Source organism: Paenisporosarcina sp. TG20 (genome assembly GCF_000286315.1).
In the GTDB taxonomy this organism is placed as follows: domain Bacteria; phylum Bacillota; class Bacilli; order Bacillales_A; family Planococcaceae; genus Paenisporosarcina.
The window spans coordinates 1-678 of sequence record NZ_ALJG01000025.1 but is presented as its reverse complement, the minus strand read 5'-3'; the positions used below and the strand labels follow the sequence as shown (position 1 = coordinate 678).

The 678-nt window shown below is 37.6% G+C and carries 1 protein-coding gene; it reads right to left on the bottom strand.

Going from position 1 to position 678, the window contains the following annotated elements:
* Positions 1–267 precede the first annotated feature (267 nt).
* Positions 268–678 (bottom strand): CotY/CotZ family spore coat protein (locus B371_RS0100125; RefSeq protein WP_019412351.1); only part of this gene is annotated, 411 nt, incomplete at its 5' end.

Genomic DNA, 678 nt, shown 5'->3' with positions numbered 1-678 from the left:
AAGAGATTCAAGAAATATGGTGGCGAGGTAAAGTCCTACCTATTCGAATTTAGGCTAACAAAAAGCATCCATTCTCACAAAATGGGTGCTTTTTTGTGTTCAATTCTTTTTTTAGACCAACTCTAGAATAAATCTTTATAAAATAAAGGTACATGATTTAAACCAGTCTTTCACAAACTATCTCGATATAAAAATCAAGCTCGGCTTCCTATTCATAGGTAGCCGAGCTGATTTAGACACTTGCATCCTTGATGTGTATATTACTTATTAACAAACATCGAGAAATACATCTGCAATGCATTCAATGCCGCAGAAGCAATTCAAGTCAACTGTAACACAGCTACTAGAAAGGCGGAAATTTCTCACTTCACAAATCTTTCTTAAGTCTAATTTTGTTCCTTCACAAGTTAATAAATCAACTTCCTTGCGGTCACTATCTAAAGGTTCTAATACACGAAGAGTTGCACAGCATCCGTCGAATACGTCTTCGACACGGAAGAATACAGAGAAACAATCACTATCGAACCTGCCATCATTGTCGCGGAAGAAAGTTTTGAACGGTGTCCCATCTTTTGTCAAAAGCATAAATACGCGAGTATCTGCTTGATTACGTGAAGGACTTACTAATCCACCTAGTGGCTCTAAAAAGCAATTCGTTGGACATTCCGGACAGTCGTT